We start from the raw sequence: 17,909 nt of genomic DNA on the forward strand, positions 1-17,909 counted from the left end.
ACTCGTTAAGGCTTAGATAATGGATGTATTGTGAACGTTATCATCGATATAAGTTACTGTTTCTGTTGTCGCGTAAGCCACGGTGTCGGCAGCGCCGATACTGCTGGTGGCAACCGGCGGTTCGGAAAACAGGCTGTTGAGTTGGCTGTCCAATATACCGTCGTGACCGCTTTCAAGCAGTCCGCCTGAAATTTCCGAAATATCGCCGGCTACGGCTTTATCGGTAGTCAGGTTGTGGTCGTAAACAACCATATTGCTGTTTTCGAGGGAAGCGCCCAAAATATTGGTAGATCCCATCATATGGTCGAGTTGGGTATTACTGAATGTACCGTCATCAAAGACAAAACTGTCGATAGATACATGCGATCCGCCATTTTGATAACCGATTGTCACACTGTCGTTGGTACCGTTAACGTGGATAGTCCAAGAATTATTATTGGATTCAATGCTGACATCCGACGTATTCAAACCGTTAAAATGCAGTGTGTTATGGCCTTGGGGATCATAAATAAAATCGTTTCCATAACCGTGACCGAAGTAGTAGGTATCGTCGCCTGCCATGCCGTAGAGTCTATCGTTACCGGCTCCGCCGTTGAGCGAGTCATTTCCAATACCGCCGTAAAGTAAATCATTGCCATTGTCGCCATAGAGCCAGTCGGTACCGTTATCACCATAGATTCTGTCGTTACCGTTGCCGCCATGAATAAAATCATTACCATTGCCGCCATGTAGCTGGTTGCTATTGTTGTTGCCGTAGATGTTGTTGTTGCTATTATTACCGTAGCCGCTAATAGGGGCGCTGCCTGTCAATATCAGGGTTTCTACATTTTGAGGGGTGGTGTAATTGATGCTGCTGTATACGGTATCGATGCCTTCGTTAGCCGCTTCGATAACCGAGTCGCCGAGGTTGTCGACGTAATAGGCATCGTTTCCGGCGCCCCCATGCATAATGTCGCTACCGCTGCCGCCGTTGAGGGAATCATTGCCGATGCCGCCATAGAGGGTATCGTTACCGTTCTCGCCGTATAATCTATCGTTGCCGCCGTCACCATATAGGGTATCGTTATCGTTGCCGCCATGGAGCGTATCATTGCCGTTACCGCCATACAGTGTATCGCGGCCGCTGTCACCGTATAGCTGGTCGTTGTTTTCTTCACCGTATAGGGTGTCGTTATCGTTACCGCCATAGAGTATATCGTTACCGTTACCGCCTCTGAGTAAGTCATTACCATTTAAACCATAGAGCCTATCATTGCCATTCCAACCATAGAGGGTGTCATTACCATTTGTACCTCGTAGCACATCATTTTTTGATGTGCCTTGAAGAACGGTTCCATTTGTAACAAGAGTTTCATTAGGATTAGTAGCCATTTTTAGTCTCCTTTTGTCATGCTGTATATTAGGCAATATTACGATAGTTAACTATGTAATATTTCCTGTTTGTTATTCTAAAACTGCGAATTACTTTTTATCGTTGTTATATCGTAAAAATATTTAAAATTATTTATTATAAGTTGTTGAAAATGATGAATTAATTTTTTTAAAAATATCTTTTTGATACCTATTGCCAAATGTGGATTAAATATTTTTAATTCATTCCATTTAAGTTTTTATAGTTATCTATTTGCTGGTTTATATGTGCTTTTTTTATACATCTAATCATTTTTTTGCTTTGGTAGATTACAAAAATTAAAAAAGGCCGTCTGAAATCTTAAAGATGTGAACTGCACCCCAAAAGTTGGACACCCCTCCAACCCATTAAGGTGCAGTTTTCTTATGAGCAAATATACATTAGACTTTAAATACCAAGCCGTACAATATTACCGGCGCGTACGCAGCCAACAGCGTACCGCCGATCACTTTAATATCTCCCGTACCCATTTACGCCGTTGGATAGCCGCATACAACCAAGGCGGCATCCGCGCACTGGAACATCCGCAGGCCATTATGACCATCAAACGCAAAAACCCCTTTATCGTCGATAAACCCGACCTCGAAAAAACACAAGCGGAACTAATCGAAGAGTTGCGCTATATGCGGGCGGAGAACGACTATCTAAAGGAATTAAAAGCCCTCAGGCAGAAAGAAGCGGCCGCCAAAAAAGCGAAGCCGTCCAAGCACTGAGGGCAAAACATCCGCTTAAATACCTGCTGCACAGCGCCGCTCTACCCAAAAGCAGTTTTTATTATCACCACGGCCGCCCCGACCCGGACGAACGGGACAAAGCCGCCGTTGCCGAAGTCTATGCCCGCCACAAAGGGCGTTACGGATACAGGCGGATTGCCGCCACTTTGTCATGGAATAAGAAAAAGGTTGCCCGTTTGATGAAACTGTTGCAATTGAAAGCCAAAGTGCGTCCGAAAAAAGCCTACCGTCACCCGGCAATGGGCGAACCGTCGGACAATATTCTGAACCGCCGCTTTGAGGCGCAAAAACCCAATGAGAAATGGCTGACTGATGCCACCGAATTCAAGTGTAGCAACGGTAAACTGTATCTGTCACCGATATTGGATGTATTTAACCGGGAAATCGTCGCTTACTCGATGAGCCGCCGCCCGAACAGCGAGATGGTGGAAAGAATGCTGAATGATGCGGTTTGTAAGCTGACAAAGGCAGATAAAGTGCTGCTGCATTCCGATCAGGGTGTGCTGTACCGTACGGAAGCCTACCGCCGTACGTTGGCGGAACACGGCATAGTGAAGAGTATGTCGCGTAAAGGCAATTGTTGGGATAATGCCCCGATGGAAAGCTTCTTTGCGATACTGAAGACGGAATGCTTTTATCAGGAAGGCAGACTTTCGACAACAGAGCTGATGCAGACAATAGGCGACTATATACGATACTACAATCATGACAGATGTAGTTTGAAATTGAAAAAGCTGAGTCCTGTAGCATACAGAACCCAGCTCGAAAAGGCAGCCTGAAAAGGCTTTTATGTTTGTCCAAGATTTGGGGGGCAGATCAATGTTCAGACGGCCTTTTGGATTGGTTAAATAATGTCTATTTAACCAACATTATCATAAAGTCGGCGAACTGCTTTGCCGATGGCGGCGATGCCGTTGCTCAATACGGTTTCATTTTGCGCAATGCTGATGCGGATGCACTCACGGGTATGGGGATGGGTGTCGGTATCGATACCTATAAAGAAATGTTCGCCCGGAATCACCAATGTGTCTTCGGCTTTCAGCTGTTCGTATAGCTCTTGGGTGGAAACCGGCAGGCCTTCAAACCATAGCCATAAGAAAATCGCACCTTCCGGTTTGTGGATTCTCACCGGATAGTCTGCAAATTCTTTTTTGATAAGCGATATGGCCAGTTTCGCTTGCTGTTGGTAAAACGGACGTACGGTGTTATCGGATAATGTTTTCAGACGGCCGTCTTGAATCAGCGGGGTGGCGATGGCGGCGCCGAAACGGGTAGGGGCTAAGTTCACAATGGCATTGAGTGCGCTGATGGCGTTCACCACTTCGGGCGCGGCGACGATAATGCCGGTGCGTATGCCGGGCAGGCCGATTTTGGAAAGGCTGAAGCAGAGGATGATATTTTCATGCCAGGTTAGGGTGGTGTTGCTGTAAATAATATTGGGAAACGGCATGCCGTAAGCGTTGTCAATAATCAACGGGATGCCGTATGTTTGTGCCAATTTATCTAAACGATCCATTTCTTCGTCGGTTAAAACATTGCCGCTGGGGTTGGTAGGGCGCGAACAGCAGATAGCGCCGATGTTTCCGGCTTTCAGTTCGGGCAGGTTTTCCAGTGTGTCAAAATCAACGCGGTATTTGAAAAAACCGCTTTCGCCTTCGTGTTCGACGATGTCGATATGTGGTTTAACGGTTGTAAAGTGTTGGCCTTCGATTTGGGTATCGGCATAGCCGACATATTCGGGCACCAGTGGCAGCAGGATGGTTTTGTCGGTATGGGTACCGTTTTGCTCGAAGCGGCCGCCGAATAGGTTGAACAAATAAAAGAACGCATTTTGGGAACCGTTGGTTAATGCGATATTTTCCGAAGTAATGCCCCAGCCGTATTCGCGGTTGAAAAAGTCGACCAGAGTATCGATAAATCGGGCATCGCCTTGAGGGGTGGAATAGTTGCCGATGCTTTCCTCTGCCGTATGGTTGTCAACCAATTCTTGTAATATTTGGTGGTACAGTTTATTTGCTTCATCTATATGGGCAGGATTGCCGCCACCGAGCATATTAACGGGGTGGTCGCTGCTTAGGGCTTTGCCTAAATCGTCCATGAGTTGCAGAATCCCGCTCATGCGGGTGAATTTTTGGCCGAAAGCGGAAAATTGCATAGTGTAATCCTTGGGGAAAAAAATGAATATAAACAAATTATATAGCGGATAAACGCCGCGTGTTCATTTAGTTTAAAAAATAGTGTGTGTTTATCATTGTTTACTCATGAAATCTGAGGCCGTCTGAAATGTTTTCAGACGGCCTCAGATTTGCAATTATTTTTCGGTAAACTGAATAATTTAATAGTATTGAAAATCATTATCATTAACAGTATACTGGAATGGTTGGCAGATATGCTTAATTCATCTGCCACTTAATCGTTTTTATTCATACTTTACTGGCAGGAGAGCACATCATGCGCCGTTTCATTACAGCAACATGTTTGTTTTTAAGTGTTTTAGCGGCATCGCCCGCTTATGCGAAATTTAAAGTCGTGACCACTTTTACCGTTATTCAAGACATCGCACAAAACGTAGCGGGCAATGCGGCAACGGTGGAATCGATTACCAAACCCGGTGCGGAAATTCATGATTATCAACCTACACCGCAAGATATCGCCAAAGCCCAGTCGGCTGATTTGGTATTGTGGAACGGCATGAATCTGGAACGTTGGTTTGAGCGTTTCTTTCAAAATGTGAAAAACAAGCCGGCGGTAGTGGTGACTAAAGGCATTCAGCCGATGTCTATCCATGAAGGCCCTTATAAAGGCATGCCCAATCCCCATGCATGGATGTCAACCAGTAATGCCTTGATTTATATTGAAAACATTAAAAATGCTTTGGCGAAATACGACCCGCAAAATGCGGCGGTGTATGCTAGAAATGCAGCGGTATACAGCAATAAAATCAAACAGTTGGATAAACCTTTACGCGCCAAACTCATGCAGGTGCCGGCCAACCAGCGTTTCTTGGTGAGCAGCGAAGGTGCATTCAGTTATCTGGCAAAAGACTACGGCTTTAAAGAAGTTTATTTGTGGCCGATTAATGCCGAACAGCAAGGTACACCTCAGCAAGTACGCAAAGTGATTGATGCCGTGCGTAAAAACAAAATCCCGGTGGTGTTTAGCGAAAGCACGATTTCACCGAAACCGATGCAACAGGTAGCCAAAGAAACCGGAGCCAAATACGGCGGCGTTTTGTATGTGGATTCATTGTCGGCTAAAAACGGCCCGGTACCGACTTATGCCGATTTACTGAATACAACCGTATCTACGATTGTGAAAGGGTTTGGAAAATAATGATGTCACAAACCGCTGCTTCGATTCATATTAACGACCTCACCGTGCGCTATAACAACGGTCACACGGCTATTTATGACTTTTCTCTGGGTTTGGAAGGCGGTATGACCTGCGCGCTGGTGGGCATGAACGGCAGCGGAAAATCCACTTTGTTCAAAAGCCTGATGGGGTTGCTCAAACCGCATAAGGGGGATATCCGCCTGTGCGGTTTGCCGATTATCAAGGCACTGCAAAACAATTTTGTGTCTTATGTGCCGCAAAGCGAAGAAGTGGATTGGCAGTTTCCCGTTTCGGTTTACGATGTGGTGATGCAGGGGCGTTATGGTTATATGAATTTTCTGCGTATTCCGGCGAAAACGGATAAGCAGGCAGTTCAGACGGCTATGGATCGTGTCGACATTGCCCATCTTGCCGAACGGCAAATCGGCGAGCTTTCCGGCGGGCAGAAAAAACGCGTATTTATTGCCCGCGCACTGGCTCAGGACAGTAAAGTTATTTTGTTGGACGAGCCGTTTACCGGCGTAGATGTTACAACGGAAAATATGATTATGGATCTTCTGGATCAGCTGCGTGCAGAAGGCCGTCTGATTTTGGTGTCCACGCATAATTTGGGCTCTGTGCCCGACTTTTGCGACCATGTGGTGATGATTAACCGCACCGTGCAGGCGGCAGGCCCGACTGCATCGACATTCAACCAACAGAATCTTGAACATGCGTTCGGCGGTGTGTTGCGCCACTTCAAACTCGCCAGCAGTGATTTACATATAGATGAAGACAAACGCGAAGTGACAGTATTGGCGCCCGAAGACAAACGCCCGGCCGTATTCTATGGCCAAACCAAAAGCGACCCGCCCGCTACCGCAGGTAAAGGTGCCGATAACCGTGAGAAAAAAGTCGCACAAACCGAAGGTGGGGAAAAGGACTGAGCCATGCTGGATGTTTTATTGGAACCGTTTGCTTACGAGTATATGGTAAAGGCGATTGTTTTGAGTGCCGCCGTGGGTGGGATGTGTGCCTTTTTATCATCTTATCTGATGCTTAAAGGCTGGTCTTTAATCGGCGATGCCCTGTCGCATTCGGTGGTGCCCGGTGTCGCCATTACCTATTCGCTCGCCCTGCCTTATTCGGTGGGCGCTTTTATTTCGGGCATCTTGGCGGCATTGTCGATTTTGTGGATTAAAGCCGTGAGCAAATTGAAAGAAGATGCCATTATCGGTTTTATTTTCACAACTTTTTTCGCACTCGGCCTGTTTATCGTTTCGATTAATCCCACTGCCGTTAATGTACAGGAAATCGTGTTGGGCAATATTTTGGGGATTGCCGACGAAGATGTTTTTCAAGTCAGCATTATTATCGTGGTGTGTCTGGTTTTTTTATTGCTGTTTTGGAAAAACCTGCTACTGGTGTTTTTTGACGAAACTCAGGCCGTTGTCGTGGGTTTGTCGCCATTACGTTATAAAATTCTGTTTTTTACCCTACTTAGCGCCTGCGTGGTAACCGCATTGCAAACCGTGGGCGCGGTGCTGGTGATTGCGATGGTGATTACACCCGGCGCCACTGCTTATCTGCTCACCGATAAATTCAGCAAGTTGGCTTCAATCGCCGTAGCTTTGGGGTTTTTTACCAGCGGAATAGGCGCATATATCAGTTATTTTCTCGACGGAGCCACCGGAGGCATTATTGTCTGTTTACAGACGGCACTTTTTCTCTTGGCTTTCTTATTCGCACCCAAACACGGTTTGTTGAAACAGAAACAGGCCGTTGCAATGCAGGGGGAAGCAGAACATGGCTGATATCATCAACTGGTTTGTCGAGCCGCTGTCTTTTCCGTTTATGCAATATGCGATGTTTACTGCGCTGATTGTGTCGGTGGTCTGCGGGATTTTGTCCTGCTATTTGGTGCTGAAAGGCTGGTCGCTGATGGGGGATGCGATTTCCCATGCCGTGCTACCCGGCATTATTGTTGCCTTTGTAACCGGTATTCCGTTGGTAGTCGGTGCATTTTTTTCAGGGCTGGCGTGTGCCGTGGGCGTGGGCTATCTGAAAAACAACAGCCGTCTGAAAGAAGATACGGTTATGGGCATTGTGTTTTCGGGTATGTTTGCTTTCGGTTTGGTTTTGTTTACTAAAGTCGAAACCGATCAACACCTGACCCATATTTTGTTCGGCAATGTGCTTGGCGTTAGCTATCCGGAGCTGATTCGCACATTAATTGTTTGCACGATTATTTTTATAGTCGTTATGCTGAAAAAACGGGATTTGATGCTGTATTGCTTTGATCCGGTTCAAGCGCGAATTGTCGGCTTGCCACCCCGAATCCTCCACTATGGCTTACTGATTCTGCTGGCGCTAACCATCATTATTGCAATACAGGTTGCAGGTGTGGTGCTGGTGATTGCGATGCTGATTTCGCCCGGTATTACCGCTTCCTTATTAACCCACCGTTTTGATCGCATGATGATTATCGTGGTGACTTGCTCTGTTATAACCAGTTTGATGGGCACGATACTGAGCTATCATGTAAATGCTGCCACCGGACCTACCATTATTCTGTTGCAGGCAATACTGTTTTTGTTTGCATTGATATATTCTAAATTGAGGGCATATCTACATAGCAATAAGATGCCGTTAACGGAATCATAAATTCATAACCAAAGGCCGTCTGAAAATCTTTCAGACGGCCTTTGGTTATGACCGGATTAAACCAGATATCAAAAGGCAGATAAAGCGGTTATCTGCCTAGAAAATGTGATTAATCAGTAGGTTATTTTTTCTTGCCGTTATCCCATATCAAGCTGCCATGTTTGTTTTGCTGTAAGGCGGAAATACGCCAGTTGATGCTGGGGTGGTCGTTAAAGAAGTTGCTGACTGCGCCCCAGTAGCTGCGGTTATAAACATGTTCGGCATAATAGGCTTCGGCATTTACTTGGCGATACAGGTGTTTACCCGCAGCCAACATTAATAAGCCGCGTTGCTCGGTATCTTCGGATAGCATGGCGCCGAGTTTATCGCAACCATATTCGCGTGAACGGCTTAAAGGCATGCCGATAATATAGTTGAAGCCGGGCATATTGCCGATTATGTTGAGCATGTTGTACCACCAAGTAACATGGTTGTAGCGGACATGGCCAAGTTCGTGGCCGAGAATAAAACGCAGGCTTTTTTCATCGTTATTGGCAAGGGCACGCTCTAAAATATCGGAATAAACCACACCGAAAGAACGATAGCCGGGCAGGCAGGTGGCAAAAGCATTTAACGCGCCGCTACCGTTTTGGATATAGAGTTCGGGTGTTTTCTTCAAACCTAATTTTTGCGCCATTTCCGCCCATATTTTATAGACTTCGCCAAATTGGTTCGGGCCGACTCTAACGCCGTCGGCGCGTACGCCGCCGTATAGTTTGCCGATTTGATAAATTATCAACAGCAAGAAACCGACTGGTGCGAGCAATACCAGCAGCGGGTTGATGCGTTCGACGTAGCCGATTAGCTCCCTTTCATCTTCCGACAGACTGTCCAGAATTTGCGTATCTGTCATGCCTTTGGCTTCTTTATGGGCATCACGATATTGGGCAACGGTAATATCTTGCGTGAATTCTAATGTTTCTTGTTTATAAAATGATAAGGCCAGCACAACAAGAAATGTTGCGATGGTGAGAAATGCGGTTAAGAAAAACAGCGGCAGCTCTAAGCGGTGGCGGCTTTTTTTAATAACGGTATGCATATCATGATGTTGGCACATAAGTTTCTCCATTCTTTCGGATAAGTGCTTTAAGTAAGTAGTGATGCTGTATTGAGCAGCACGTTATCGCATGAGTGAGTTCGAGCACTGCTCCATGGGGATGCAGTGCTCGAATAACCCCCAATAAATGATTATTGGAATGTATAACGCAGGCCGACTGAAACCTCATGAGTGTTGAGATCGGAAGTCAGACGGTTAAAGCGGTAGCCCGCATCGGCAGTAAGATTTCTGTTGATTTCATAACCGACACCGGCCATAGCGCCGATACCGACTTTGGTGGAGCTGTCTGAAGACGAACCGCGTTCATTCAACAGACGGACATTGGCAGTGGTTTTGATTTTGTTTACCGATAAACGTCCGCCGATATAGGGTTTGATTCGGGTTTGTGTCGGAACATCATAAATCACGGAAGCACCGACGCCGCGTGCTTTAACGTTTACATTAGCGCTGCTGTCGGCATCGCCGGCAGATTCCGAAATGGTTTTATAGTGGGTGTAATCACCGGCGACACGGATATTGCCGTAATCATAACCGGCGCTGATGCGGGGCATAAAGCCGGATTCTTTATAAGAATCTTTGATATTTCTGAAGGTATTGCGGATTTTAAATTTCTCGCCATCATCAAATTTCAAATGCGCTAAGCCGATATCGCCTTGAACATAGGGGCCGACAGTGTCCTCTGCCAAAGCGGCGGTGGAAACAGAAGCTGCCAAAGCAGTGAATAAAATAGCGGTTAAGCGGATAGAAGGTTGTTTCATGGATAGAAACCTTTCTTAAAAAAACATAAAAATAATAGATGGCCGACCGGGTTTCCAGAAACCGGCATCACTTTGAAGATACTTTGAAAAATAAATGCGTAATCGCTATGTTTTAAAAAGCCGCTATAAAGTTTGCGTAATGGATAGCTAAGAAATCTAAAAATGATTTGAAGATGCTTGAGTGAACAGACTGATAGAATGTGCATATAGCCGCTTGAATCATGATTAGGGCGCTTGCTATGTCGAGCCGGTTCCCATTATGATAGCAGCGCCTGATTAATCATATATATTAATAAACAATGATATTTGTTATAAAACGTTTAATTTAATTTAATTTAATTTTGGTTAACTTTTGTTTGTTTGATATTATCAACATGAATAGGCCGTCTGAAAAGGTTATTTCTATAATTAACTATTTGATTAATTTATAACAATTGTTTTCTGTTTATATTTAATTGATTTGAAGCGGCTATGTATTTGTGTGGAGTGGGTAATAATGAGATTTATTATTAATATATGCTATATAAATCAATAATTTCCTTGTGAAAGTTAATGCTTTTGTTGTTTTATTACAACGAGAGAGGGGCGCAAAATTTGCCGTGAATGAAGTGGTTACCATTGAATGATATAAATAAAGGCCGTCTGAAAATTAATCTTCAGACGGCCTGCTGCTTTTATATAAGATTATTATATTTAGCGTTTTGGTAGTGTTTAGCCTTATCGGCTAAAAATTCGTTCAGTGCCTATTTATAGGAATCCGGGGTTGCCTTTGGCCGGATCGGTTTCGCGGGCTGCTTGCGCATCTGCCACGGTCATACCCAATGCTTTAGCAACGCCTTCACCATAAGCCGGATCACACATATAACAGTTGCGGATATGGCGGTATTTGATGAAGTCTAAAGCATCGCCCATTGCAGCGGCTGTGTTTTTAAACAGCGCTTCTTTTTGCTCGTCGTTCATCAGATGAAACAGCGCACGCGGTTGGCTGAAATAGTCGTCGTCATCTTCACGGAAGTTCCAATGAGCGGCGTCACCGTTGATTTTCAAAGGCGGTTCGGCAAATTGGGCTTGATCTTGCCATTGGCCGAAACTGTTCGGCTCGTAGTGCAGTTGGCCGCCATAGTTGCCATCGGCACGGCCTTGACCGTCGCGCGCATTGCTGTGTACAGGGCAGCGCGGTGCGTTCACCGGGATTTGATGGTGGTTCACACCCAAGCGGTAGCGCTGTGCATCGGCATAGTTAAACAAACGTGCCTGTAACATTCTATCGGGCGATACGCTGATACCCGGTACCAAATTGCTCGGCGCAAATGCGGCTTGCTCGACATCGGCAAAGAAGTTTTCAGGATTGCGGTTTAATTCAAACTCACCCACTTCAATCAACGGATAGTCTTTTTTCGGCCAAACTTTGGTCAAGTCAAACGGATGGTAAGGCACTTTTTCCGCTTCGGCTTCCGGCATCACTTGGATGTACATTTTCCATTTCGGGAAATCACCACGTTCGATAGATTCGTACAGGTCGCGTTGATGGCTTTCGCGGTCGTTGGCGATAATGGCGGCCGCTTCTTCATCGGTCAGGTTTTTAATGCCTTGTTGGGTACGGAAGTGGAATTTCACCCAGAAGCGTTCGCCGGCTTCGTTCCAGAAGCTGTAAGTGTGCGAACCGAAGCCGTGCATGTGGCGGTAAGATGCGGGGATACCACGGTCGCTCATCACAATGGTCACTTGGTGGAATGCTTCGGGCAGCAAGGTCCAGAAGTCCCAGTTGTTGGTTGCGGAACGCATATTGGTGCGCGGGTCGCGTTTTACGGCTTTGTTCAAATCAGGGAATTTACGCGGGTCACGCATGAAGAATACGGGGGTGTTGTTGCCCACCATATCCCAGTTGCCTTCTTCGGTATAGAATTTCAGCGCAAAACCGCGGATATCGCGTTCGGCATCGGCCGCACCGCGCTCGCCGGCTACGGTTGTGAAGCGGGCAAACATTTCTGTTTTTTTGCCGACTTCGCTGAAGATTTTGGCGCGGGTGTATTTTGTGATGTCGTTGGTTACGGTAAACGTACCGAAAGCCCCCGAACCTTTGGCGTGCATACGGCGCTCGGGAATCACCTCGCGAACAAAGTTGGCCAATTTTTCATTCAGCCATAAGTCTTGTGCCAACAGAGGGCCGCGCGGGCCGGCTGTTAAGCTGTTTTGGTTGTCGGCAACCGGTGCGCCGGCATTGGTAGTCAGATGGGTAACCGGACATTTTTTGGTAGACATGGTTGTGCTCCTTAGAGGGTTTGTTATGTGCTGTTTTTGGCAGCGGCTTGTGTAGATAATATAAAATATTAAGCAAAACAAAGTATATAGTTAAAAATGTATAGTAAATTTAACCAATCTTTTTGCTGTTCTGTTTCTATGGAATACACTATACATTAAGATTTTTGCTATTAAAACTATGATTGCGATTTATTTTAGTAATTTTAAATTAAAAAATATAATCCGATAGATAATTTTAAAATTTAATCATGGCTTATGATTTAACCGTAGAATAAGATTCTTATAGATAACCGAATATTGAAAAAAACATGCATGCAACTATTTATTTAGAAGATAGCGAATATATTGCTTTATGTGATTTATTGAAATTGGCCGGTCTTGCCGATAGTGGCGGGCAAGCAAAAATGGTGATTGCCGATGGCCAAGTGTTGCGTAACGGTGAAGTAGAAACCCGCAAAACTGCCAAAATACGCGGCGGGGAAATCATCGAATATAATGGGGCGGTCTTGGAGGTTGAAGATGGATACGATCCGGAAACCTGATTTATCTGATTTACTGGATGCAGGAGAAGAGTTATTGCTCGAGCCGGTGCGACCCGAAGCATGGGAATGTTGCGGCAGCGACTGCGGTGATGCCTGTATTCAAACTATTTATTGGAATGATAAAGCCAAATACGACGAACAACAGAAGCGCCTGAAAGAAAAACTGGCGGCGCAGGAAGCTACCGAAAACGGAGCCGACTCCGAAACGGTAAAATAATGAATCATTTCAGACGGCCTTTTTTGAATAGAGGCCGTCTGAAAAAATATAAGGATAAAAAAATGAAACTGGCCGAAGCCTTAATCGAACGCGCTGATTTACAAAGAAAGCTGGCGCAACTTGCCCAACGTTTGAAACAAAATGCCCAATATCAGGAAGGCGAAGAGCCTGCCGAACAGCCGAAAGACTTATTAATAGAATATCGGCAAACCATCGAAAAATTAGAAAAGCTGGTTGTGGCGGTTAACCAAACCAACAGCAGAGTCAGCCTATCTGACGGCACCGGTATGACAACCGCACTGGTACGGCGTGATTTATTGAAAGCCGAATACACGGCGTTAACCGCGCTGGCAGACGCGGCAACACCTGAGCAATCCCGTTATAGCCGTAGTGAAATTAAGATGTTGGCTGCGGTGGATATTAAAGCCATCCGCCGTCAGGCTGATGAAGTGGCCAAAAAATACCGTGAACTTGATGCGTTGGTACAACAGGCCAATTGGCAGTATGATGTACCACTCTAACGATAAGGCCGTCTGAAAACCGTTTCGGTTAGTCTTCCGATGCAAAAGTGGATACAACCTTCTGTGAAAAACACATACTTGGAGCGGCAAAGGGCTGCCATATCGGGCTTTGTCCCTGTTACAACTGATGCCCAGTACAGGTAATTGTTTACATTGAACCGCTTATTGTTACTACCATGTATCGGTTTGTATTCGGAAGATGAGGGTGGGCATGTGGGAAATCGGTTTTCCTAGTCGGCCATATTGTCAAAATGATGTTTCCATCGGTTTTAAAGCCGATTTTGATGGGCGTTGGGATAACGCCCAATCTTCTTTTTATCTTTATCGTAGTGCGGTATCGGGAAGTTATCGAGGCCGTCTGAAAGAGCCGTTTATATGATAGATCTTCACTGCCATTCCAATGTTTCAGACGGCATGCTCTCGCCGGCGGAAGTGGTTCGCCTTGCACATCAAAATGGTTGCACCATGCTGGCGTTGACCGACCACGACCATACCGGCGGCTTGGCTGAAGCACGGGCCGAAGCCGATAGTTTGGGCTTGCGGTTTATTAACGGTGTGGAAGTTTCGGTGACGTGGCGCAAGCGGACTGTACATATTGTCGGTTTGAATTTCGATGAAAAGAATGAAAAATTGCAGAACTTGCTGGCGGAAGTACGCAAAGGCCGTCTGAAACGCTTGGAAGCGATTGCCGGCAAACTGGAGAAAAAAGGGATTGGCGGGGCTTATGAAGGCGCGTTGGCATTGGCGGCCAATCCCGAAATGGTCAGCCGCACCCATATTGCTGAATTTTTAATCAACGAAGGTCATGTGCGCAATAAGCAGCAGGCGTTTACCAAATACTTGGGCGACGGCAAACCGGCATCGGTCGGGCATGAATGGACAACATTGGCCGAGTGTGTCGATGCGATTTGCAGTGCGGACGGGGTAGCGGTGATTGCCCATCCGATGCGCTATGGTTTTTCGGCTACGGCCAAGCGTAATCTCTTTGAAGAGTTTAAAGCCTTGGGCGGGCAGGCGATTGAAGTGCATAGCGGCAGTAGTGATAAAAACGACTGCTTTAATTATGCGCTACTGGCGCAGAACTATGGTTTATTGTCGAGTGTCGGCAGCGATTTTCACCGTTTGGGTGATTATGGCGGCGGCGTATTGGGCGTGAGCCCGGAGCTGCCGGAAATCTGCCGGCCGGTGTGGGCAGGTTTTCAGACGGCCTAAAGTGTGTAGCATTTCCGGTTAGATAAATAAAGTTGCTCGTATTTCAAAGCATACAATCAAAGCATATAAAAGGCCGTCTGAAAATGGGTTTCAGACGGCCTCATGTTTATTAGGATTCGAGTGTTTCAGACGGCCTTGTAATAGTTTGTAGGCCGTCTGAAAGTTTACATACCCGGAAACATGCCTTTCATACCCTTCATACCCTTAGCCATGCGCATCAGTTTGGCCATGCCTTTACCGCTGAACATCTTCATCATTTGCTGAGATTGTTCGAACTGTTTCAGCATTTTGTTGACTTCTTGAACGGAAGTGCCGGAACCTTGGGCAATACGACGCTTGCGGCTGGCTTTCAGCAATGCAGGGTTGGCACGCTCTTTGGGGGTCATGGAGTTAATAATGGCCTCTACATGCCCCATGGCTTTTTCGGCGGTACCTTCCGGAATCTGTTTGGATAATTGGCCAAGTTCCCCCGGCATTTTAGACATCAGGCTTTCCAAGCCGCCCATATTGCGCATTTGTTGGATTTGCTCTTTAAAGTCGTTCAGATCAAAGCCTTTGCCTTTGTGCAGCTTTTTCGCCATTTTGGTGGCAGCTTCTTCGTCTATGCCTTTTTGTACGTCTTCGATTAAGCTGAGTACGTCACCCATGCCGAGGATACGACTGGCGATACGGTCGGGATAGAAAGGTTCTAATCCGTTGATTTTTTCACCGATACCGATAAATTTAATCGGTTTGCCGGTCACTTGGCGTACCGATAAAGCCGCACCGCCGCGTGAATCACCGTCCATTTTGGTTAGAATCACACCGGTCAGCGGTAATGCTTCATTAAAGGCTTGCGCGGTGTTGACGGCATCTTGGCCCAACATGGCGTCTACAACAAATAAAGTTTCAATAGGATGAACGGCAGCATGCAGCGCTTTAATCTCGTTCATCATTTCTTCATCAATTGCCAAGCGGCCTGCGGTATCGACCATCAAAACATCGTAGAAATGCTTCTTCGCATAATCCACGGCGGCTTTGGCAATATCTACCGGTTTTTGTTGGGTATCCGAAGGGAAAAAGTCAACGCCGACTTGTTCGGCCAGCAATCGCAGTTGTTCAATCGCGGCAGGGCGGTATACGTCGGCGGAAACAACCAGAATTTTCTTTTTCTGATTGGTTTTCAACAGGCGGGATAATTTGCCGACAGTCGTGGTTTTACCGGCACCTTGCAGGCCGGCCATTAAAATCACGGCAGGCGGAGCTGTTGCCAAATCTAACGAGCTGTTTTCTTTGCCCATCAGGTCGACAAGTGCATCGTTAACGATACCGATAAAGGCTTGGTCGGGTGTTAAGCTGCCGGTGATTTCTTGCCCGAGCGCCTGTTCTTTCACTTTATTCACAAAGTCTTTAACAATAGGCAGAGCCACATCGGCTTCAAGCAATGCCAATCTGACTTCCCTTAAAGCTTCTTTAATATTGTCTTCGGTTAATTTGGCTTGGCCGCGTATGTTTTTCAGCACACTGCCGAAGCGGTTGGTTAAGTTATCTAACATGAGCGTCCTTGAAATTGAGAATAACTGCCCGAATCAGGCTTATCTTTGATAAAATCATTGTATTTTATACTACATATGCGTGCAAGAATATGCATGCAAGAGAAAGTTTTCCATGCCGGTCGTATTGATCTATCTGATACTTGTCTATGCAGGGTTGGCAGGCTTTGTATGGTGGTATCATCAAAAGCAAAATGGTAAGCCTTATCCTTTAAAGGCGGAGTTGGCGGTATTGGCCCCTTCTTTACTGGTGCATTTGGCCGTATTACTTGCGCCTGTCGTGGAAGACAAGGTTGTAATAATGGGCTTCGGCTATTCCGTCAGTTTGATCGTTTGGCTGATGTTGGCCATGTATTTTGTCGGAAGTTTTTTTTACAACCTAAAAGGTTTGCAATTACTTCTCTACCCTTGTACCGTGCTGTCTTTACTAATGGCAACAGTCTTCCCGGGAAAATTTACCGGATACCATATTAGTGATTGGCCGTTTATGCTACACATAGGTACATCATTATTGGCATACGGATTATTCGGTATCGTTACTTTACTGGCCGTATTGATTTTACTGTTGGATAATAATCTGCATAAGAAAAAAATATCTTCATTGGTTTCTTTTCTGCCGTCGCTGCTTAGTTTGGAAAAGCTAATGTTTCAAGGTATGTGGGCAGGATTTCTGTTATTAACCTATTCTGTTGTCAGCGGTACTTTTTTTGCCGATCAAATCTTTAATAAGCCGGTGATGTTAACCCATAAAACCATTTTCGGCATATTGTCTTGGTTGATTTACGGCGGCTTATTATTGAAACACGGTATGACTGCTTGGCGTGGAAAGAAAGTAGCAGTGTGGACGGTAGTGGGGTTTATCAGTTTGATGTTTGCTTATGTAGGCAGTAAGTTTATTTTAGAAGTTGTATTACAACGTTGAAAATAAAATTTATTTGATCAAAATATTTTTTTAGATAAAGCATATAAAACGGGCTACCTTAAATTTAAAAGGTAGCCCGTTTATGGTGTTGATAACTCAAATTTTCTCTATTTCTTCAATATAAGAGGATTATATTGATTTGTGCCTTTGTTTACTTGGCTTTGTGATTTGCATCACTTAATGTAGTTCAATGTAATTCATCTTTCGGTAAAGTGCAAGCCTTCTTGGTGGGTAAATATAAAATAAAACAGAAATTTTTTAAAAACAACTATCATTAAAATTTAAAATTAAAACTTACCCTTTTTATGGCTATTAAGTGTGTAAATACTCTAAATCACAAAGTTAAAGGATTGGTTAAACACATGCGGTAAATTGTGATTTCGGTTGCTTGAAGATTTATTTTTATAAAAAACAAAAAATTGTGCTTTTAGGTAAGTTTTTTGAGTTATCGGGTATTGACTGGATGTTGTTGAGTCGGTATAGTTCGGTTTCTTCGCTGCCGGGACGGTAGCGGGAACGCTCTTTAACAACACAGAATACCGATAAGTGTGAGTGCCTGATGGCCTCACACTGCGACAAAAACAGACAGGATAAAATCCTGTCGGTTTCTTTGAAGCAGACCAGAAGTTAAAAGTTAGAGATTGAACATAAGAGTTTGATCCTGGCTCAGATTGAACGCTGGCGGCATGCTTTACACATGCAAGTCGAACGGCAGCACGGAAGAGC

18 protein-coding genes and 1 rRNA gene are annotated in these 17,909 nt (G+C 45.4%); 13 read left to right on the forward strand and 6 right to left on the reverse strand.

Translation table 11 applies throughout. From position 1 onward, the window contains the following. Nucleotides 1-12: 12 nt before the first annotated feature. Nucleotides 13-1,371 (reverse strand): calcium-binding protein, encoded by a 1,359-nt coding sequence (locus tag NXS09_RS10570; RefSeq protein ID WP_289623099.1) that lies wholly within the window; start codon nt 1,369-1,371, stop codon nt 13-15. 405 nt (nt 1,372-1,776) lie between these two features. On the opposite strand from NXS09_RS10570, the gene NXS09_RS10580 reads away from it, so the two are divergent. Together NXS09_RS10580 and NXS09_RS10585 are read left to right on the forward strand one after the other, a co-directional pair. After that, nucleotides 1,777-2,124, forward strand: coding sequence for a helix-turn-helix domain-containing protein (locus NXS09_RS10580; RefSeq protein WP_259292482.1), 348 nt, complete (start codon nt 1,777-1,779; stop codon nt 2,122-2,124). Nucleotides 2,125-2,150: 26 nt separating this feature from the next. Beyond that, on the forward strand, nt 2,151-2,924 hold the full coding sequence (locus NXS09_RS10585) for an IS3 family transposase (RefSeq protein ID WP_259292498.1): 774 nt from the start codon (nt 2,151-2,153) through the stop codon (nt 2,922-2,924). Nucleotides 2,925-3,004: 80 nt separating this feature from the next. On the opposite strand, the gene NXS09_RS10590 is transcribed toward NXS09_RS10585, so the two are convergent. After that, nucleotides 3,005-4,300 carry a valine--pyruvate transaminase gene (locus NXS09_RS10590; RefSeq protein WP_259292483.1) on the reverse strand — a complete coding sequence of 432 codons (1,296 nt, stop codon included), beginning with the start codon at nt 4,298-4,300 and terminating at the stop codon, nt 3,005-3,007. 296 nt (nt 4,301-4,596) lie between these two features. On the opposite strand from NXS09_RS10590, the gene NXS09_RS10595 reads away from it, so the two are divergent. Genes NXS09_RS10595 through NXS09_RS10610 form a run of 4 tightly spaced genes read left to right on the forward strand, consistent with a single transcriptional unit; the run spans nt 4,597 to nt 8,121 of the window. Then, nucleotides 4,597-5,478, forward strand: a complete 882-nt coding sequence (locus NXS09_RS10595; protein ID WP_259292484.1) for a metal ABC transporter substrate-binding protein — start codon at nt 4,597-4,599, stop codon at nt 5,476-5,478. Then, complete coding sequence (locus NXS09_RS10600; RefSeq protein WP_289623100.1) at nt 5,478-6,404, forward strand: metal ABC transporter ATP-binding protein; 927 nt, start codon at nt 5,478-5,480, stop codon at nt 6,402-6,404. The genes NXS09_RS10595 and NXS09_RS10600 overlap by 1 nt, the downstream gene beginning before the upstream one ends. Before the next feature lie 3 nt (nt 6,405-6,407). Continuing rightward, entirely contained in the window at nt 6,408-7,271 is an 864-nt protein-coding gene (locus NXS09_RS10605; protein ID WP_259292485.1) for a metal ABC transporter permease, read from the forward strand. Further along, a complete protein-coding gene (locus NXS09_RS10610) occupies nt 7,264-8,121 on the forward strand; it encodes a metal ABC transporter permease (RefSeq protein WP_259292486.1) in 858 nt (285 codons plus the stop codon). Before NXS09_RS10605 ends, NXS09_RS10610 begins: the two co-directional genes overlap by 8 nt. 121 nt (nt 8,122-8,242) lie before the next feature. Here NXS09_RS10610 and NXS09_RS10615 read toward each other — a convergent pair whose 3' ends face one another. The 3 genes from NXS09_RS10615 to NXS09_RS10625 all read right to left on the reverse strand — a co-directional run bounded on the left by NXS09_RS10615 (nt 8,243) and on the right by NXS09_RS10625 (nt 12,237). Then, entirely contained in the window at nt 8,243-9,217 is a 975-nt protein-coding gene (locus tag NXS09_RS10615) for a M48 family metallopeptidase (RefSeq protein ID WP_259292487.1), read from the reverse strand. 131 nt (nt 9,218-9,348) lie between these two features. Then, entirely contained in the window at nt 9,349-9,975 is a 627-nt protein-coding gene (locus NXS09_RS10620) for an opacity family porin (RefSeq protein ID WP_259292488.1), read from the reverse strand. Between the two features lie 747 nt (nt 9,976-10,722). After that, complete coding sequence (locus tag NXS09_RS10625) at nt 10,723-12,237, reverse strand: catalase (protein WP_259292489.1); 1,515 nt, start codon at nt 12,235-12,237, stop codon at nt 10,723-10,725. A gap of 308 nt (nt 12,238-12,545) precedes the next feature. On the opposite strand from NXS09_RS10625, the gene NXS09_RS10630 reads away from it, so the two are divergent. The 5 genes from NXS09_RS10630 to NXS09_RS10650 all read left to right on the forward strand — a co-directional run bounded on the left by NXS09_RS10630 (nt 12,546) and on the right by NXS09_RS10650 (nt 14,729). Further along, the gene (locus NXS09_RS10630) at nt 12,546-12,779 is read left to right on the forward strand and encodes an RNA-binding S4 domain-containing protein (RefSeq protein ID WP_259292490.1); all 234 of its coding nucleotides are present in this window, start codon (nt 12,546-12,548) and stop codon (nt 12,777-12,779) included. Then, nucleotides 12,757-12,996 (forward strand): oxidoreductase-like domain-containing protein, encoded by a 240-nt coding sequence (locus tag NXS09_RS10635; RefSeq protein WP_259292491.1) that lies wholly within the window; start codon nt 12,757-12,759, stop codon nt 12,994-12,996. The genes NXS09_RS10630 and NXS09_RS10635 overlap by 23 nt, the downstream gene beginning before the upstream one ends. Nucleotides 12,997-13,058: 62 nt before the next feature. Then, nucleotides 13,059-13,517: a DIP1984 family protein gene (locus NXS09_RS10640; RefSeq protein ID WP_259292492.1), complete on the forward strand. Its 459-nt coding sequence runs from the start codon at nt 13,059-13,061 to the stop codon at nt 13,515-13,517. A 211-nt stretch (nt 13,518-13,728) separates the two neighbouring features. Further along, on the forward strand, nt 13,729-13,896 hold the full coding sequence (locus NXS09_RS10645) for a hypothetical protein (protein WP_259292493.1): 168 nt from the start codon (nt 13,729-13,731) through the stop codon (nt 13,894-13,896). Then, the gene (locus tag NXS09_RS10650; protein WP_259292494.1) at nt 13,893-14,729 is read left to right on the forward strand and encodes a PHP domain-containing protein; all 837 of its coding nucleotides are present in this window, start codon (nt 13,893-13,895) and stop codon (nt 14,727-14,729) included. The genes NXS09_RS10645 and NXS09_RS10650 overlap by 4 nt, the downstream gene beginning before the upstream one ends. Nucleotides 14,730-14,893: 164 nt before the next feature. On the opposite strand, the gene ffh is transcribed toward NXS09_RS10650, so the two are convergent. Beyond that, complete coding sequence (gene ffh, locus NXS09_RS10655) at nt 14,894-16,264, reverse strand: signal recognition particle protein (protein WP_259292495.1); 1,371 nt, start codon at nt 16,262-16,264, stop codon at nt 14,894-14,896. 112 nt (nt 16,265-16,376) lie between these two features. Between ffh and NXS09_RS10660 the strand changes: the two genes are divergently transcribed. Beyond that, nucleotides 16,377-17,183, forward strand: coding sequence for a cytochrome C assembly family protein (locus NXS09_RS10660; RefSeq protein ID WP_259292496.1), 807 nt, complete (start codon nt 16,377-16,379; stop codon nt 17,181-17,183). Between the two features lie 643 nt (nt 17,184-17,826). Beyond that, nucleotides 17,827-17,909 (forward strand): 16S ribosomal RNA (locus NXS09_RS10665); the annotation flags it as partial.

This window comes from Neisseria montereyensis (genome assembly GCF_024834045.1).
Lineage (GTDB): Bacteria > Pseudomonadota > Gammaproteobacteria > Burkholderiales > Neisseriaceae > Neisseria > Neisseria montereyensis.

Coding starts and splice junctions, on each gene's coding strand:
- NXS09_RS10570 (WP_289623099.1), bottom strand. CDS start 1,371: ATGGCTACTAATCCTAATGAAACTCTTGTTACAAATGGAACCGTTCTT.
- NXS09_RS10580 (WP_259292482.1), top strand. CDS start 1,777: ATGAGCAAATATACATTAGACTTTAAATACCAAGCCGTACAATATTAC.
- NXS09_RS10590 (WP_259292483.1), bottom strand. CDS start 4,300: ATGCAATTTTCCGCTTTCGGCCAAAAATTCACCCGCATGAGCGGGATT.
- NXS09_RS10595 (WP_259292484.1), top strand. CDS start 4,597: ATGCGCCGTTTCATTACAGCAACATGTTTGTTTTTAAGTGTTTTAGCG.
- NXS09_RS10600 (WP_289623100.1), top strand. CDS start 5,478: ATGATGTCACAAACCGCTGCTTCGATTCATATTAACGACCTCACCGTG.
- NXS09_RS10605 (WP_259292485.1), top strand. CDS start 6,408: ATGCTGGATGTTTTATTGGAACCGTTTGCTTACGAGTATATGGTAAAG.
- NXS09_RS10610 (WP_259292486.1), top strand. CDS start 7,264: ATGGCTGATATCATCAACTGGTTTGTCGAGCCGCTGTCTTTTCCGTTT.
- NXS09_RS10615 (WP_259292487.1), bottom strand. CDS start 9,217: ATGTGCCAACATCATGATATGCATACCGTTATTAAAAAAAGCCGCCAC.
- NXS09_RS10620 (WP_259292488.1), bottom strand. CDS start 9,975: ATGAAACAACCTTCTATCCGCTTAACCGCTATTTTATTCACTGCTTTG.
- NXS09_RS10625 (WP_259292489.1), bottom strand. CDS start 12,237: ATGTCTACCAAAAAATGTCCGGTTACCCATCTGACTACCAATGCCGGC.
- NXS09_RS10630 (WP_259292490.1), top strand. CDS start 12,546: ATGCATGCAACTATTTATTTAGAAGATAGCGAATATATTGCTTTATGT.
- NXS09_RS10635 (WP_259292491.1), top strand. CDS start 12,757: ATGGATACGATCCGGAAACCTGATTTATCTGATTTACTGGATGCAGGA.
- NXS09_RS10640 (WP_259292492.1), top strand. CDS start 13,059: ATGAAACTGGCCGAAGCCTTAATCGAACGCGCTGATTTACAAAGAAAG.
- NXS09_RS10645 (WP_259292493.1), top strand. CDS start 13,729: ATGTGGGAAATCGGTTTTCCTAGTCGGCCATATTGTCAAAATGATGTT.
- NXS09_RS10650 (WP_259292494.1), top strand. CDS start 13,893: ATGATAGATCTTCACTGCCATTCCAATGTTTCAGACGGCATGCTCTCG.
- ffh (WP_259292495.1), bottom strand. CDS start 16,264: ATGTTAGATAACTTAACCAACCGCTTCGGCAGTGTGCTGAAAAACATA.
- NXS09_RS10660 (WP_259292496.1), top strand. CDS start 16,377: ATGCCGGTCGTATTGATCTATCTGATACTTGTCTATGCAGGGTTGGCA.